Source organism: Succinatimonas hippei YIT 12066, from assembly GCF_000188195.1.
Classification (GTDB): Bacteria; Pseudomonadota; Gammaproteobacteria; order Enterobacterales; family Succinivibrionaceae; genus Succinatimonas; species Succinatimonas hippei.
This window is the reverse complement of sequence record NZ_GL831029.1, coordinates 1-852: the sequence shown is the minus strand read 5'-3', so window position 1 is coordinate 852 and position 852 is coordinate 1. Positions and strand designations below refer to the sequence as shown.

The following is an 852-nucleotide window of genomic DNA, read 5'->3' as shown; positions in this document are numbered from 1 at the left end:
GGTAATTTTCCCCGTCATATTACATTTACCGCGCAGCATAAAATAAGAGCCGGCTTTATGAATAAGTCCAAGTAAAGCATAGCTGACATAGCCGGCATCCATGATTTTAAGTACCGGATATTTTTCATCTGCGTTTACGGCCTCTCTTTCATCGGCGGTGCCGGAAGTAAAAGTTACGGCTTTAAACATACCCGTGACTAAAGAAAATACCGTCTGCATACCGATTTGAGCGTTCTTAGGCTCCTTGCTTACGGCATTACCTTGCTCGTCATAGGTGTCAGGCAGTTCATCGCCTTTAGCGGCGGTACGGCAGCCGGGAAAAATATCTTCAAGCTTATCGTTTACATGCCAATATGAGCCGTCAACCGCTTCGATATCTTCAACGGCAAGACCGTGCTCTCTTAAAATATTTAATAAAAGTCTCCCGTGCTTGGGTTGGGCAAATTTAGCACTGAGAAAATCCGTATAGCGCTTAAGCAACATACCCATCAATTGTGTAACCTCCGGCTTTTTGATTTTATTGTGAAACGGTTTGCTCTCCATACTCTGCCCTGACAGAGCGGCATAACGGGCACCGATTGAAGCTATGGTGAATTTAGCGCCGGAGCCTGTCTGTACAATGATTGACGTTACAAAACTGATGGGATTAAAACGGCATTTTCTCCGGTTAAGACCGACTTTTCTTGCCATACGGCCGATGAAAGATGCCGAAACGGTAGAGGAAAAATACTCTTTTAAAGAACGTTCGTTAATTTGGGACTTGCAGTTACGGTCTTTTAGGATAGATAATAAACGCGGCATAGGAACTCCTGAATTTGATTTTTCACAACTTAATTTTAGAGATTTCTATGC

Annotated in this window: 1 protein-coding gene; it reads right to left on the bottom strand. The window is 43.3% G+C overall.

Going from position 1 to position 852, the window contains the following annotated elements; translation table 11 throughout:
* Positions 1 to 801 (bottom strand): hypothetical protein (locus tag HMPREF9444_RS07120; protein WP_040909386.1); only part of this gene is annotated, 801 nt, incomplete at its 3' end.
* Positions 802 to 852: the final 51 nt, after the last annotated feature.